The organism is Pseudomonas sp. ICBG1301 (assembly GCF_016918385.1).
Lineage (GTDB): Bacteria > Pseudomonadota > Gammaproteobacteria > Pseudomonadales > Pseudomonadaceae > Aquipseudomonas > Aquipseudomonas palleroniana.
The window spans coordinates 27,943-42,283 of record NZ_JAEKGB010000015.1; the positions used below are offsets into that span (position 1 = coordinate 27,943).

A 14,341-nucleotide genomic window follows, 5' to 3' on the forward strand; every position below is an offset into this window, starting at 1 on the left:
TCAAACCCGAGATAAAGGCTCAAAACTGTCGCGATTCAGACTCACAGAGGCGAACTTGACCTACGTTACAGGTAGGACTGGAATCCTCTAACCAATCCGTATGATCTCCAACGCCTTGCAATGCTTTCAGAGTGCCTCCATAGTGACTCCGGACTGAGCCCGTAGCAGTAGCGCCGGGCTTTTTGCATTATGCGACCGGACCATATGGAACCGGCTCCCTCAAAGACGGCCTAATATGCGTTATCAATTGCCCCCGCGTCGAATCAGCATGAAGCATTTGTTCCCCAGCACCGCCCTCGCTTTTTTCATTGGTCTCGGCTTCGCGTCGATGTCGACCAATACGTTCGCAGCCAACAGCTGGGACAACCTTCAGCCTGATCGCGATGAGGTGATTGCCAGCCTTAACGTCGTCGAGTTGCTCAAGCGCCATCACTACAGCAAGCCGCCATTGGACGATGCTCGCTCGGTGATCATCTACGACAGCTACCTCAAGCTGCTGGATCCCTCGCGCAGCTACTTCCTGGCCAGCGATATCGCTGAGTTCGACAAGTGGAAGACGCAGTTCGACGACTTCCTCAAGAGCGGCGACCTGCAGCCCGGCTTTACCATCTACAAGCGCTACCTGGACCGCGTCAAAGCGCGTCTGGACTTCGCGTTGGCAGAGCTGAACAAAGGCGTCGACAAGCTTGACTTCACCCAGAAGGAAACCCTTCTGGTGGATCGCAAGGACGCACCCTGGCTGACCAGCACCGCCGCCCTCGACGACCTGTGGCGCAAACGCGTCAAGGACGAAGTGCTGCGCTTGAAGATTGCCGGCAAAGAACCCAAGGCCATTCAAGAGCTGTTGACCAAGCGCTACAAGAATCAGCTGGCACGTCTGGATCAGACCCGCGCCGAAGATATCTTCCAGGCCTATATCAACACCTTTGCGATGTCCTACGACCCGCACACCAATTATCTGTCGCCGGATAACGCAGAAAACTTTGATATCAACATGAGTCTGTCGCTGGAAGGCATCGGTGCCGTCCTGCAAAGCGACAATGACCAGGTCAAGATTGTGCGTCTGGTGCCGGCGGGCCCGGCAGACAAGACCAAGCAAGTCGCTCCGGCCGACAAGATCATCGGCGTGGCCCAGGCCGACAAAGAGATGGTCGATGTGGTCGGCTGGCGCCTGGACGAAGTGGTGAAGCTGATCCGTGGGCCGAAAGGCAGCGTGGTGCGTCTGGAAGTGATTCCGCACACCAATGCACCGAACGACCAGACCAGCAAGATCGTGTCGATCACCCGCGAGGCGGTGAAGCTCGAAGACCAGGCGGTGCAGAAGAAAATCCTCAAGCTCAAGCAGGATGGCAAGGATTACAAGCTGGGTGTGATTGAAATCCCGGCCTTCTACCTCGACTTCAAAGCCTTCCGAGCCGGCGACCCGGACTACAAGAGCACCACCCGCGACGTTAAGAAAATCCTCACAGAACTGCAGAAAGAGAAAGTCGACGGCGTGGTCATCGACCTGCGCAACAACGGCGGCGGCTCTCTGCAGGAAGCGACCGAGCTGACCAGCCTGTTCATCGACAAAGGCCCGACCGTGTTGGTACGCAACGCCGATGGCCGTGTCGATGTGCTGGAAGACGAGAACCCGGGGGCCTTCTACAAAGGGCCGATGGCGTTGCTGGTCAACCGTCTTTCGGCCTCGGCTTCGGAGATTTTCGCCGGTGCCATGCAGGACTATCACCGTGCGCTGATCATCGGCGGCCAGACCTTCGGCAAGGGCACCGTGCAGACCATTCAGCCGCTGAACCATGGCGAGCTCAAGCTGACGCTGGCCAAGTTCTACCGGGTTTCCGGGCAGAGCACCCAGCATCAGGGCGTGCTGCCGGATATCGACTTCCCGTCGATCATCGACACCAAGGAAATCGGCGAGAGCGCCCTGCCCGAAGCCATGCCGTGGGACACCATCCGCCCGGCCATCAAGCCTGCTTCGGACCCGTACAAACCGTACCTGGCGCAGTTGAAGGCCGACCATGACGCTCGCTCCGCCAAGGATGCCGAGTTCGTGTTCATCCGCGACAAACTGGCCCTGGCCAAGAAGCTGATGGAAGAAAAAACCGTCAGCCTCAATGAAGCGGACCGCCGTGCGCAGCACACCGACATCGAAAATCAGCAACTTGTGCTGGAAAACATCCGCCGCAAGGCCAAGGGCGAAGACCCGCTCAAGGAACTGAAGAAAGAAGATGAAGATGCGCTGCCGGCCGAGGCGGAAAAAACCAAGCCGGAAGACGACGCTTACCTGGCCGAGACCGGCCGGGTCCTGCTGGACTACCTCAAGCTCAGCAAACAGGTGGCCAAACAGTAAATGATGGCGATTTAATGTTGAACACTCTACGGAGTGTCATCATATAGACATCATTCTGTCGTGAAATGAAGGACCGCAGGCTCCATGCCTGCGGTCCTTTTTTTTCGATCGAGATCGCCATGACCATGACCGAACAGCTGAATGCATTGGGCTCTATTCTCGCTCATGGCAGTTTGCACAGCCTGTTCCAACCGATCATCTGCCTGTCCGAGCGACGCATCCTCGGCTATGAAGCCCTCAGCCGCGGCCCCTCCAACAGCCCGCTGCACTCCCCCGTCGCCCTGTTCTCGGTGGCCAGCCAAACGGGGCGACTCAGTGAGCTGGAAATGGCCTGCCGCGAAAGTGCGTGTCGACGCTTCAGCGAGCAGAAGCTGCCGGGCAAGCTGTTCCTGAATATCTCGCCGGAATCCCTGATGGAGACCGCGCACCAGCCAGGCCGTACCCTGCAACTGCTGCGCGATTTCGGCATTCCACCCAGCCAGGTGGTCATCGAACTGACCGAACAAACCCCCACCGACGATTTCGCACTCCTGCAAACCGCCCTGCACCATTACCGCGACATGGGCTTCGCCATTGCCCTGGATGACTTGGGCGCCGGGTATTCCAGCCTGCGCCTGTGGTCGGAACTGCGCCCGGACTACGTGAAGATCGACCGACACTTTATCGACGGTATTCACCAGGACGCACTCAAGCGCGAATTCGTCGGCTCTATCCTGCAAATCGCCAGGGCGTCCCATGCCCAGGTCATTGCCGAGGGCATCGAACTGCCTGGAGAACTCGCGGTATTGACGGAGATGGGCGTCGACCTGGTCCAGGGCTATCTGCTCTGCCGGCCCCAGGAACATCCGCCGCAAGAAGCGCACTTGATGCTGCCCAAGCAAGACAGTGCCAGCACCGCCCTCAGCGAAGAAGGCAGCGACCTCAGCGCCCTGCTCAACGAACAACCAGCGGTGGACCAAGACACCGCCACCGCCCAGGTACTGGAGTCGTTTCGCCGCCAGGCCAACCTGAACTCGCTGGCCGTGCTGGATCGACGTGGCCACCCGGTCGGCATTGTGCATCGACACTCGTTGTCCGATGCGCTGCTCAAGCCTTTCGCCACCGATCTGTTCGCGCGCAAGCCCATCAGCCGCTTGATGAGCGATGACTTTCTGGCTGTGGAGTTGAGCCAGTCGCTTCAGCAAGTCAGCCGCCTGTTGACCAGCCGCGCGCGGCAACGCATCGAAGAAGATTTCATCATCACCCTCAACGGGGATTACTTGGGCCTGGGCCGGGTGATCGATGTGCTCAAGCTGATCACCGAGCTGAAAATCCAGCAGGCACGCTACGCCAATCCGCTGACCCTGCTACCGGGCAACGTGCCCATCCAGCAGTGCCTGACGCGGTTGCTGCAGCAACAACGTGAGTCGGTGATTTGCTACGTGGATATCGACAGTTTCAAGCCGTTCAATGATATCTACGGCTACGGACGTGGCGATGAGGTACTGCTATGCCTGGCGCAATGCCTGAACGACCGGATCGACCCCAGCCGAGACTTCGTCGGGCATATTGGCGGTGATGATTTTTTGCTGGTGCTCGGCCCGCAGGATTGGCGCAAGCGGCTCAACCAATTGCTGGATGATTTCCACACCCAATGCCGACGCTTCTATCGCGCCGAACACTTGGAGGCCGGCTGTTTCGTGGCGTTGAACCGCCAGGGCATACGTCAGGAGTTTGCGCTGCTGTCGCTGTCCATTGGCGTGGTGCATCTCTATCCACAGGCCTGTGGACAACTGGATGCCAGCCAGTTGGCGGAGCTGGCCTCCCAGGCCAAACACCATGCCAAGAATGTGGCCGGTTACAGCATCCATGTCATCGACAGCGTGGAGACGCTGCCCCAGGCGCTTTAAGCCTCGGCGGATTCCGGGTACTCGTATTCGAATACCCGCACCACTTCCGAGGCATGCCAGGAGGCAGCGGCCACGCCATCGGATGGCCCACTGAAGCGCCCCAGGCGCTCTACACACTCAAAGAAACCGGTACGTGGCAGGCGGCTGGCGCCCTGGCTGATCACCAGGGAACTGCGCAACGGCTGCTCGGCCTTGGCATCCAGCGCCGCCAGGTGTTCGAGAGCGGCGGCCAGGGTTTGCATGGCAGGGGTCGGAAACTGCAGGCGCTCCAGCAGCGCGCGGTAGGTCAGCAAATGGCGCTGGCGGCGCGCCTGGTCCAACTCGTTGAGTAATCCATCCCAGTGTTGACGACTGATACGTAGGCTCAAGATTCATCCCTCCAACCTGCAACGCCCAATTCCCAGGCCAGGCTGCGGCGGATAGCGGCATCCGGCTGGCGCTCACCACTTTCAATCAATCCAAGGTACGAGGGGCTGATCCCCACGGTGCGGGCCAGGGCTTCGATGGCCAGGCCCTTGCCTTCACGCAAGCCGCGCAGGTCGGCGAGAGGACGCAAAGCCTGATCAGGCGTGGCCTGGGTGGCAGAAGATGAAGTCGGTACGGGTTGTTGCTGGCCGGCAGCTTTAAGCAGCGCCTGGTACTGGTCCCATGGCAACACCGCGTATTCGGGTTCGCCATCGCGTGAAATGATCTGAATATCCATGACTGCCCCGTAGGATAACAACACTTACTAAGTAAGTTCTTTCCTTAGAAGTGTAATCCTAACAGCCACAAAGGTCGCAGGGGGATATAAGCACCGTCAGTTTTTTTGCGGGTTTTCCTCGGCCAGCAGCGCAGGCGTCGCCGGCAGGCGCTCAACCACCGCCAGCTTTTCGGGGCGCTGGGCGTCACGCCAGGCGCGAAAGGCGCTCAGTTCGCCGTCCAGGGTCTTCATGAGCCATGCCAGCACGGCGATGTCATCCAGCATACCGAATACGGGGATAAAATCCGGGATCGCGTCAATCGGGCTCAGAAAGTACATCAGCCCCGCCACCACCGAGATGAGTGCCTTTGGGCTGATGGCGCGGTATTCGCCACGCCAGTAAGCCAGGCACAGGGCCTGTAGCAGCTTTAGATCATCCTTGAGCTTGCCCAGGCGATTGCCCTGGCTCGACCCCTTGGCCGCAACGGCAAACAGCAAGGTGGGCAAGCGGCCGCGGCCGAGCAGGCGTGCAGCCATGGGCAGGAAACGGGTGAAATTGAAGGGTGGTTTCATTCGTCACTCCAGTTCCAGACGACAGAAAAGGTTATCCACACAAATTGTGGATAACCTTGTGAACAGAGCCTTTTTTCATGGCTGAAACCCTCTGTTTACAAGGCTTTCAGTTAGATCGGGCGTTTTTTGCGCACATTAAAAAAACCCAAGATTTCATTGACTTGACGTTGATGTGCGGCTACCCATGCTTGAGTCTTGGTTCAGACTGCACGGCACAACGGACGTTCGATCAGATTCACTGCACGAACGGAGGGTTGGCGTTTCGCCAATATGCAGAAACAACAACGCCCCGTCAAAACGGGGCGTTGTGTGTTCAGGCGCCGATTACTTCTTGGCGGCTGGTGCAGCAGGTGCTTCAGGGGCGTCAGCCTTGGCCGGGTCCTTGATACCCAGCAGTTCCAGGTCGAATACCAGCACGGAGTTGGCCGGAATCGCCGGGCTCGGGCTTTGTGCGCCGTAGGCCAGGTCCGAAGGGATGTACAACTCGACCTTCTCACCCACGTGCATCAGTTGCAGGCCTTCGACCCAACCCGGGATCACGCCGCTGACCGGCAGGTCAATCGGGCTGCCGCGATCTACGGAGCTGTCGAAGGTGGTGCCATTGGTGAGCTTGCCGGTGTAGTGAACAGTCACTACGTCGGTCGGCTTAGGCTGAGCGCCGTCGGCCTTCTTCAGGATCTTGTACTGCAGACCGGAAGCGGTCGTGACCACACCTTCTTTCTTGCCGTTTTCTTCGAGGAATTTCTTGCCGGCAACTGCCGACTCTTCACTCATTTTGGTCATACGTTCTTCAGCACGTTTTTGCAGTGCGGCAAACGCTTCGACCAGTTCGTCATCTTTCAGCTTCTGTTCTTTCTTGCCGACGGCATCTTCAATACCTTGGGCTACCGCTTTGGAGTCCAGGTCATCCATGCCTTCTTGAGCAAGGCTTTTGCCCATGTTCAGGCCGATGCCGTAGGAAGCTTTCTGCGCCGGGGTTTTCAGCTCTACGCTGGTTTGCGAATCACAACCCGCAAGTACCAGGCTAACCAGGGCCACCGCCGCCGCCAACCGATGCTGTTTCATGCTATTTCCTTGTTCATGCGCCAAAAGGGCAATCGAATTAAAGTCGCGAGCTTATCAGGCGGCCACGACCAATGGCTACCGGCATCTGAGCGGGAAACTTCTGATAAGTTCACGTGTTTAAAAGCATTTTCATTCATCATGGGGGTCCGCGAAGGATCGCGGGACCACCTGTAACCGCGCTCATGGCCACTTGCCGCCCCCGTGGGGTGATGGCATAAGAGCGCTACCCCTCGACAAGGATAGTTATCTTGCGCATTTTTTCCCGTGTTTTACTCCTGATACTCCTGGCATTGGGCCTGCTCCTGGCCGTGGTGCTCTATTACACCGTCAACCCCAGGCTGCCGGACTACGTGCCCGTGCAGCAGGTGCATTACCAGGACCAATGGAGTGCCGCCGACCGTCAGACCTATTACTTCACGCCCCAGGGCACCCAGGTAAAGGGCCTGCATTACAACTGGTTCACAGCCCTGGAACTGCCCTTCTCGAAGCAGCACTTTGCCACGCCAGAATACCTGGCACGCTTCGGTTTCCTGGTCGATCCCAAGCAAGTGCCAACCGCGCAAAACCCTGGCAACCTGCCCGTGGGGTTCGCCCGGCATCAGAACGCCGACAGCAAAGTGGAGTATCTGGATATCACCTGCGCCGCCTGCCACACCGGCGAACTGCACTTCAAAGGCCAGGCCCTGCGCGTAGACGGTGGCTCGGCTCAACATGTGCTGCCTTCCAGCGTGCCCACCTTGCGTGGCGGCAGTTTCGGCCAGGCCCTGGTGGCCAGCCTTGCCGCCACGTATTACAACCCCTGGAAGTTCGAGCGCTTTGCCCGTGAAGTGCTCGGTTTCGATTACGACGACAACAACAAGAAACAACTGCGCGCGGACTTCAAGCAGTCCCTGGACCAGTTCCTCAAAGTCGCCTGGAACGACACCCACCGCGGCCTCTACCCCACCGAAGAAGGTCCCGGCCGCACCGATGCATTTGGCCGCATTGCCAACGCCAGTTTTGGCGACGCGATTTCACCGGACAATTACCGCATCGCCAACGCCCCCGTGGACTACCCCCATCTGTGGGATATCTGGACCTTCGATTGGGTGCAATGGAACGGCTCAGCCCAGCAACCCATGGCGCGCAATATCGGCGAAGCCCTCGGCGTCGGCGCCACCCTGAATTTCTTCGACAACGCCGGCCAGCCACTGCAGGGGGACGCCCGCTACCCTTCCAGCGTGCGCGTGCGTGACCTGAACCTGATTGAAGAAACCCTGCAACACCTCAAGCCACCAACCTGGCCGGAAGACCTGTTCGGTGCCATCGACAAACCCCTCGCCGCCCAGGGCCGCGCCCTGTTCGCCGAGAACTGCGCCGGTTGCCATGTGCCCGCCGTCAGCCAGGAAACGGGACGCCCGGTGCAGCAACTGAAAATGCTCCCGGTCGAATACATCGGCACCGACCCAACCGCCGCGAGCAACATCGCCGACCACCGTTATGACCTGAGCGCCCTGCAATGGGACCCGGCGGAACTGGCCAAGCTCGATGTCCAGTTGCACCCGACCCCGACCGAACCGATGGACTTGAAAAAGATGTCCGTGGCCCAGGGCCTGGCCTACGTCACCGCCTTCGTCGAAGAGCACGCCTACCGCGCTGCCGGTGTGACTCCGGCCGAACGCCCGGGCCTGGACGGCTTCGGCCTGCCTATCGGTGTGCGCGAACTGCGCGCCTACAAGGCACGCCCGCTGGCCGGCGTCTGGGCAACCCCGCCGTTCCTGCACAACGGCTCGGTGCCCACGATCTATCAATTGCTTTCGCCCCAGGACGAGCGCAGCACCACGTTCTATAAAGGCACCTTCAACTACGACCCGCGCCACCTGGGCTTTGAAACCGCTGCCTTCAAGAACGCCTTCCTGTTCGATACCAAAATCACCGGCAACCACAACAGCGGCCATGAATTCCGCGCCGGTCAACGCGGCAACGGCGTGATCGGCCGTAGCCTGCAGCCACAAGAACGCTGGGCGCTGCTGGAATACCTCAAAGTGCTGGGCGGCCCGCTGGAGCAACAATTGCCATGATGATTCGATCCCAATACAACGAACGCTCGCTGCTCGCACGTCTCTGGCTGCGCCTGGGCCGGTTTCTCGGCAAAACCCTGTTGTGGCTGATCGGTCTGGGCGTGCTCGGCTGGCTGGGAGCCACTGCCTGGTTCGCCTGGCAGCACAGTGGCCCGGTGTCGCCGAACGAGCAGATCCCGGCCGGTGAAGCGGCCATGACCCAGGGCATCATCCAGACGGCGGTACGAATCGTCGACCAACACCGCGAAGGTACGCGCTACCTGCGTGATGCCCATGCCAAGGCCCATGGCTGCGTAAAGGCCGAAGTCAGCGTACTGGCGGACCTCGACCCCGCCTTGCGCCAGGGCGTGTTCGCCGAGCCGGGCAAGACCTGGCAGGCGCAGATGCGGCTGTCCAACGGCAATGCCTACCCGCAGTTCGACAGCATTCGCGATGCCCGAGGCATGGCGCTCAAGCTGCTGGATGTACCGGGCAAACAATTGATGGCGGACCAGCAAGCACGCACGGAACAAGACTTCGTGATGTTCAGCCACCCAAACTTCTTTGTCAGCGATGTGGCGGAATATGCGCAGAACATCGGCGCCCAGGCCGACGGCAAAAAGGTCCTGGCGTTCTTCCCCAAAGCCGACCCTCGCAGTTGGCAGGTACGCCATCTGTTTATCGCCCTGGCGACCTTGGCGCCGGCACCAGCGAGCCCGACGCAGGCGACCTACTTTTCAGTTTCACCCTACAAATTCGGCGCGGCCAATGCCAAATTCCGCGTCGCCCCCGACCCACAAAGCTGCCCGGAGTATGTGCTCCCCAAACAGAACCAGGACCTGCCGAATTTCCTGCGCAGCGCCTTGAACCAGCAACTGTCTACCGACCGTGTACCAGCCTGTTTTGTATTGCAGGTTCAGCGGCAGAACCCGCAGAAATTCATGCCGATCGAAGACACCAGCATCGAGTGGAAGGAAAGCGATGCGCCCTATGAAACCGTGGCCAAGGTGCGGATTCCCGCGCAGGACTTTGACACACCGGCCTTGAACCTGGCCTGTGACAACCAGTCGTTCAACCCGTGGTTCGGGCTGGAGGCGCACCGGCCGATCGGGGGAATCAACCGCTTGCGCAAGGCGGTGTACGAGGCGGTCAGTGACTATCGGCATAGCCGCAACTTGTAATGTTGTCCGGGTCCCTATCCGTTATCGAGGTAACGGACAGGGACACGGTAACCCGCAAAGAATCCGTATAGATCGCCTGCTCGGCATAACGATTACGTCACCCCTATTGAGCAACCCACCCCACAGACTCTACCGTCACCTCCTACCCCTCAACCCGTAGGAAGTCATCGTGGAAAGCTCAACTTTAGGTATGGTCGTCCTCTCAATGATCGCGCTCTTCGGCACCGCCGCATTTTGCTTTGAACTGCTTGCCACTCGCGGCGAGAAGAAAAAGAAAGCCAAATAAGCTGATCGTAGAAATCAGCCGCCGCCCTCACTCTTGATGGGTGGTGAACAGGCGTGCAGCGGCAAAATCCACGAACGCACGGATTTTCGGCGAGAGATGACGACTGGAGGGCCACAGCGCCCAGAACTGGCCCTGGTCATTGGAATGCCCTTTCAGCACGGTATCCAACTGCCCCCTGGCCAACGCCTCCCGGGCCAGGAAATCCGGCATATAGGCGATACCATGGCCGTCGATGGCGGCCATGAGCATGGCTTCCATGTTGTTCAAGGTCATCGCGGTGGGCAGGCGCAACTGGGTGATCGCCGGATTGGCGGACAGCGTCCACTCCATTATTTTACCGGTAGTGGCAAACCGATAACGCAGGCAGGGGTGGTGCTCAAGGTCAGTGAGCGTTTCGGGCTGGCCTTGGGTTCGCAAGTACTCGGGCGATGCACACATGACAAAGCGGAACGGCCCCAGCCGACGCGCCATTAATGTCGAGTCGACCAAGTCTCCGCTACGAATCACTACGTCGAAACCTTCTTCAATCACGTCCACCAGATGATCGTTGAAATCCAGCTCCAACTCGATTTCCGGGTAGGCCTCCCGGAACTCGACCATATGCGCCAGGAGAAAGCGATAACCGATGGTGGGCAGGCTGACCCGTAACTTGCCACGCGGCGCCTGGATGGCATGGGAGAGCATGGCGCGGGCGTCTTGCAAATCATCGAGGATTTTCCGGCAGCGCTCATAAAACAATTGCCCCTCGACGGTAAGGCTGACTTTACGGGTGCTGCGATGCAACAGCCGCACATTGAGCTCAGCCTCAAGCTTGGCGACGTTTTTGCCTACGGCGGAGGCGGAAACTCCCAAAACTCGCGCCGCGCCAATGAAGCTCAGAGCCTGTGCAGTCTTCACGAAGGCGATCACACCACTAAGGTTATCGGTCACAGCATTGCATCCTTTTGTTCCGCTATGAGTGGAATTCCTGCCTGTTTATCATGAATTACATCCTGATTAGAGTCTTCATCTTTATAGACCAACGGGAATTTCCATGAACACACCCTCCACTGCGGCTCAGGGCGGCTATGCCATCCTGATCGCGATCTGCCTGGCCGCTCTGGTTTTACCCATGAGCTTCACCGGAGGCGCCGTGGCGACGCCGTCCATTGGAATAGCGTTCGCTGCCCATCCCACACAAATGGCCTGGATAACCAATGCGTTCATGCTCAGCTTCGGCAGCTTGCTGATGGCGGCGGGTACACTCGCCGACCTTTATGGGCGCAAGCGCCTGTTCTTGTGGGGAATGGCGCTGTTTGCAACGACCTCCCTGCTGCTGGCCGTGGCGCCGGATATTTTCTGGTTGGACGTATTACGCGGCGTGCAGGGTGTCGCGGCGGCTATCGCCTTGGCCAGCGGCAGTGCGGCGTTGGCGCAGGAATTTGACGGGCATGCCAGGACGCGCGCTTTCAGCCTGTTGGGTACCACTTTCGGCGCGGGCCTGGCCTTTGGCCCGCTGATCTCGGGTGTGCTGATCGCACAGTGGGGTTGGCGCGCGATTTTTATAGCCACGGCCATGCTGGCGGGGCTCTCGCTGCTGTTCGCCGCACCCAAAATGCGTGAAAGCCGCGACCCGCAAGCACGCCGCCTGGACTTGGCCGGCATCCTGATGTTTTCGGCCATGCTGGTGAGCCTGACCACAGCGGTGATCCTGGCGCCGCACCAAGGCTGGACCTCAACGGCGACGCTAGCCCTGCTCACAGCGGCGGTGATGTTCTTACTGATGTTTATCCTCGTTGAAAACCGCGCAAGCCAACCGATGCTGGATCTGCGGCTGTTTCGCTTTGCGCGCTTCATTGGCGTGCAGTTGCTACCGATCGGCACCTGCTACTGCTACATCGTACTGGTGGTATTGCTGCCACTGAGGTTTATCGGTGTCGAAGGCGCCAGTGCATTTGAGGCGGGCCTGATGATGCTGGCGCTGTCGGCGCCGATGCTGGTAGTGCCCATGATCGCTGCGATGCTGACGCGCTGGCTGCCGGCTGGAATGCTGTGTGCGATTGGTTTTTTGATCGCCGCAGCGGGCTTGTATGGGTTGAGCCTGGGAACGCCCGGTCATCCGCTGCAGACCGTCGTTGCCATGCTGGTGATTGGCATCGGTACTGGCCTGCCATGGGGCCTGATGGATGGCCTGGCGATCAGTGTGGTGCCAAAGGAACGGGCGGGGATGGCGGCGGGCATCTTCAATACAACCCGGGTGGCCAGTGAGGGTGTCGCGCTGGCTATCGTCTTGGCGGCGTTGAGCGCGCTGGTCGCGCATCATCTGAATGCCATGGCTGCGCAGGACGCTTCAGTGGTAGCCCAACAGTTGGTCATGGGCGATACGCTGCACGCCAGTGCGAACATTCCATTGGCGTTGCTACGTACGGCCTACCTGGAAAGCTTCGACACGTTGCTGCAATGGCTGGCGGCACTCACCCTGCTCACGGCAATGGTCGTTTTCGTGTTCCTGGGCCGCCGGGATATCGCGCCGATTGCGGCGAAGCAAGCCATTAAGTCGTTGAGCTGAATGACAGGCAAAAAAAAAGCCCGCTCAATGAGCGGGCTTCTTGTGGCGACCTGGCGTTCAGTGTTCCAGGTTACCGAATATGGCGCAGCGGACGGGACTCGAACCCGCGACCCCCGGCGTGACAGGCCGGTATTCTAACCGACTGAACTACCGCTGCGCGTAACACTTGAAGCGAATGGTGGGTGATGACGGGATCGAACCGCCGACCCTCTGCTTGTAAGGCAGATGCTCTCCCAGCTGAGCTAATCACCCTTCGTTTCGGTGTGGGCGCATCATACACCAAAAAATCGTAATGTCTTGATTTAAATGCAATTTATTTAAAAAAAGTTTATCCCACGATTTTTTGCCATATTTCGGGCAGAAAAAAGCCCGCTCGATGAGCGGGCTTTTCTGGTGACCTGGCGTTCAGTGTTCCAGGTTACCGAATATGGCGCAGCGGACGGGACTCGAACCCGCGACCCCCGGCGTGACAGGCCGGTATTCTAACCGACTGAACTACCGCTGCGCGTAACACATGAAGCGAATGGTGGGTGATGACGGGATCGAACCGCCGACCCTCTGCTTGTAAGGCAGATGCTCTCCCAGCTGAGCTAATCACCCTTCGTTTCGGTGTGGCGCGCATTCTACGGAGCGACCCAAGGTCTGGCAAGCACTTTCTTAAATCTTTTTTTTGAGCCCTTCCAATGGCTTAGGCAGGGTTGGCCTGGGACGCTATCAAGAGAATAATGCCTCCCTTTGTATAAAGGAGAGACTCACCCCATGTGGTTCAAGAACCTGCTTATCTATCGCCTGACCCAAGATCTGCCTGTTGATGCCGAGGCGTTGGAAGCGGCCATGGCCACCAAACTGGCGCGCCCTTGTGCAAGCCAGGAGTTGACCACCTACGGTTTCGTCGCGCCTTTCGGTAAAGGTGAAGACGCTCCCCTGGTACACATCAGCGGTGACTTCCTGCTGATCGCCGCGCGCAAGGAAGAACGCATCCTGCCGGGTAGCGTGGTACGCGACGCACTCAAAGAGAAAGTCGAAGAGATCGAGGCCGAGCAAATGCGCAAGGTCTACAAGAAGGAACGCGACCAGATCAAGGATGAAATCATCCAGGCCTTCCTGCCACGCGCGTTTATCCGTCGCTCGTCGACGTTCGCCGCCATCGCGCCGAAACAGGGCCTGATCCTGGTGAACTCGGCAAGCCCGAAACGTGCCGAAGACCTGCTGTCGACCCTGCGTGAAGTGATCGGCACCCTGCCGGTACGTCCGCTGACGGTGAAAACCGCACCGACTGCGATCATGACCGATTGGGTGACCACCCAGAAACCGGCCGATGACTTCTTCGTCCTCGACGAATGCGAACTGCGTGACACCCACGAAGACGGTGGCATCGTGCGCTGCAAACGCCAGGACCTGACCAGCGAAGAAATCCAGCTACACCTGAGCACCGGCAAAGTCGTGACCCAATTGGCCCTGGCGTGGCAGGACAAGCTGTCCTTCATGCTCGACGACAAGATGACGGTCAAGCGCCTGAAGTTCGAAGACCTGCTGCAAGACCAGGCAGAACAGGACGGGGGCGACGAGGCCCTGGGGCAACTGGACGCCAGCTTTACCCTGATGATGCTGACGTTTGGCGACTTCCTGCCGGCGTTGGTTGAAGCGCTGGGCGGCGAGGAAACCCCGCAAGGTATCTAAAGCAACACGGGTCTTATGTGGGCACGGTCAATGTGGAGCTGGCTTGCC

General features: G+C 59.1%; 11 protein-coding genes and 4 tRNA genes. 6 read left to right on the top strand and 9 right to left on the bottom strand.

Features of this window, described 5'->3' with window-relative positions:
- The first annotated feature begins 268 nt into the window (after positions 1–268).
- Together JBE38_RS25760 and JBE38_RS25765 are read left to right on the top strand one after the other, a co-directional pair.
- Entirely contained in the window at positions 269–2,350 is a 2,082-nt protein-coding gene (locus JBE38_RS25760) for a carboxy terminal-processing peptidase (protein ID WP_234016619.1), read from the top strand.
- A 119-nt stretch (positions 2,351–2,469) separates the two neighbouring features.
- Complete coding sequence (locus tag JBE38_RS25765; RefSeq protein WP_060756999.1) at positions 2,470–4,239, top strand: bifunctional diguanylate cyclase/phosphodiesterase; 1,770 nt, start codon at positions 2,470–2,472, stop codon at positions 4,237–4,239.
- Here the strand turns inward: JBE38_RS25765 and JBE38_RS25770 are convergent.
- The 4 genes from JBE38_RS25770 to JBE38_RS25785 form a co-directional block, all read right to left on the bottom strand.
- Positions 4,236–4,607: a hypothetical protein gene (locus JBE38_RS25770; protein ID WP_005786715.1), complete on the bottom strand. Its 372-nt coding sequence runs from the start codon at positions 4,605–4,607 to the stop codon at positions 4,236–4,238. The two genes, JBE38_RS25765 and JBE38_RS25770, sit on opposite strands and share 4 nt — an antisense overlap.
- Positions 4,604–4,942: a helix-turn-helix domain-containing protein gene (locus JBE38_RS25775; protein ID WP_161550349.1), complete on the bottom strand. Its 339-nt coding sequence runs from the start codon at positions 4,940–4,942 to the stop codon at positions 4,604–4,606. The genes JBE38_RS25770 and JBE38_RS25775 overlap by 4 nt, the downstream gene beginning before the upstream one ends.
- A 96-nt stretch (positions 4,943–5,038) precedes the next feature.
- The gene (locus JBE38_RS25780; RefSeq protein ID WP_060756967.1) at positions 5,039–5,494 is read right to left on the bottom strand and encodes a YkvA family protein; all 456 of its coding nucleotides are present in this window, start codon (positions 5,492–5,494) and stop codon (positions 5,039–5,041) included.
- A gap of 324 nt (positions 5,495–5,818) precedes the next feature.
- Positions 5,819–6,559 (bottom strand): FKBP-type peptidyl-prolyl cis-trans isomerase, encoded by a 741-nt coding sequence (locus tag JBE38_RS25785; RefSeq protein ID WP_060756966.1) that lies wholly within the window; start codon positions 6,557–6,559, stop codon positions 5,819–5,821.
- 248 nt (positions 6,560–6,807) lie between these two features.
- Here JBE38_RS25785 and JBE38_RS25790 point away from each other — a divergent pair, with 248 nt between their 5' ends.
- Entirely contained in the window at positions 6,808–8,619 is a 1,812-nt protein-coding gene (locus JBE38_RS25790) for a di-heme-cytochrome C peroxidase (RefSeq protein ID WP_205345442.1), read from the top strand.
- Positions 8,616–9,779 carry a catalase family protein gene (locus tag JBE38_RS25795; protein WP_205345443.1) on the top strand — a complete coding sequence of 388 codons (1,164 nt, stop codon included), beginning with the start codon at positions 8,616–8,618 and terminating at the stop codon, positions 9,777–9,779. Before JBE38_RS25790 ends, JBE38_RS25795 begins: the two co-directional genes overlap by 4 nt.
- Before the next feature lie 313 nt (positions 9,780–10,092).
- Here the strand turns inward: JBE38_RS25795 and JBE38_RS25800 are convergent, their stop codons facing one another.
- Positions 10,093–10,995, bottom strand: a complete 903-nt coding sequence (locus tag JBE38_RS25800) for a LysR substrate-binding domain-containing protein (RefSeq protein WP_205345444.1) — start codon at positions 10,993–10,995, stop codon at positions 10,093–10,095.
- A gap of 103 nt (positions 10,996–11,098) precedes the next feature.
- Between JBE38_RS25800 and JBE38_RS25805 the strand changes: the two genes are divergently transcribed.
- Positions 11,099–12,613, top strand: a complete 1,515-nt coding sequence (locus JBE38_RS25805; RefSeq protein WP_205345445.1) for an MFS transporter — start codon at positions 11,099–11,101, stop codon at positions 12,611–12,613.
- 80 nt (positions 12,614–12,693) lie between these two features.
- Here the strand turns inward: JBE38_RS25805 and JBE38_RS25810 are convergent.
- The 4 genes from JBE38_RS25810 to JBE38_RS25825 all read right to left on the bottom strand — a co-directional run bounded on the left by JBE38_RS25810 (position 12,694) and on the right by JBE38_RS25825 (position 13,213).
- Positions 12,694–12,770 (bottom strand) — tRNA-Asp (locus tag JBE38_RS25810).
- A gap of 19 nt (positions 12,771–12,789) precedes the next feature.
- A tRNA-Val gene (locus tag JBE38_RS25815) sits at positions 12,790–12,865 on the bottom strand.
- A gap of 176 nt (positions 12,866–13,041) precedes the next feature.
- Positions 13,042–13,118 (bottom strand) — tRNA-Asp (locus JBE38_RS25820).
- Positions 13,119–13,137: 19 nt separating this feature from the next.
- Positions 13,138–13,213 (bottom strand) — tRNA-Val (locus JBE38_RS25825).
- A 159-nt stretch (positions 13,214–13,372) separates the two neighbouring features.
- Between JBE38_RS25825 and rdgC the strand changes: the two genes are divergently transcribed.
- Entirely contained in the window at positions 13,373–14,293 is a 921-nt protein-coding gene (rdgC, locus tag JBE38_RS25830; protein WP_060756961.1) for a recombination-associated protein RdgC, read from the top strand.
- Positions 14,294–14,341 lie beyond the last annotated feature (48 nt).

What these genes read in the sequence shown, in the direction of transcription:
- JBE38_RS25760 (WP_234016619.1), top strand. Translation starts at nt 269, where the DNA reads ATGAAGCATTTGTTCCCCAGCACCGCCCTCGCTTTTTTCATTGGTCTC.
- JBE38_RS25765 (WP_060756999.1), top strand. Translation starts at nt 2,470, where the DNA reads ATGACCATGACCGAACAGCTGAATGCATTGGGCTCTATTCTCGCTCAT.
- JBE38_RS25775 (WP_161550349.1), bottom strand. Translation starts at nt 4,942, where the DNA reads ATGGATATTCAGATCATTTCACGCGATGGCGAACCCGAATACGCGGTG.
- JBE38_RS25780 (WP_060756967.1), bottom strand. Translation starts at nt 5,494, where the DNA reads ATGAAACCACCCTTCAATTTCACCCGTTTCCTGCCCATGGCTGCACGC.
- JBE38_RS25785 (WP_060756966.1), bottom strand. Translation starts at nt 6,559, where the DNA reads ATGAAACAGCATCGGTTGGCGGCGGCGGTGGCCCTGGTTAGCCTGGTA.
- JBE38_RS25795 (WP_205345443.1), top strand. Translation starts at nt 8,616, where the DNA reads ATGATGATTCGATCCCAATACAACGAACGCTCGCTGCTCGCACGTCTC.
- JBE38_RS25805 (WP_205345445.1), top strand. Translation starts at nt 11,099, where the DNA reads ATGAACACACCCTCCACTGCGGCTCAGGGCGGCTATGCCATCCTGATC.
- rdgC (WP_060756961.1), top strand. Translation starts at nt 13,373, where the DNA reads ATGTGGTTCAAGAACCTGCTTATCTATCGCCTGACCCAAGATCTGCCT.